We start from the raw sequence: 239 nt of genomic DNA on the forward strand, positions 1-239 counted from the left end.
GCGCGCCACGCGGCACGCGCCTTCCACGTCGGCGCCGTCGAGCAGAATGGCGAACTCCTCGCCGCCGATGCGGCCCGCCACGTCGCCCGCGCGCAGATGCGTGCGCAGGATTTCGGCGAAGTGGCGCAGCGCGTCGTCGCCGACCGCGTGGCCGAAGCGGTCGTTGATCGACTTGAAATGATCGAGGTCGCACATCATGACCGCCGCCACGTTGCCGATGCCGCCGAGTCCCTTCATGC

Annotated in this window: 1 protein-coding gene; it reads right to left on the bottom strand. The window is 69.9% G+C overall.

What is annotated here, in order from left to right:
- Positions 1-239: GGDEF domain-containing protein (locus SB816_RS34680; RefSeq protein WP_410548584.1), on the bottom strand; the 239-nt coding region annotated here is incomplete at both ends.

This window comes from Achromobacter sp. SIMBA_011 (assembly GCF_046535435.1).
In the GTDB taxonomy this organism is placed as follows: domain Bacteria; phylum Pseudomonadota; class Gammaproteobacteria; order Burkholderiales; family Burkholderiaceae_B; genus Achromobacter; species Achromobacter dolens.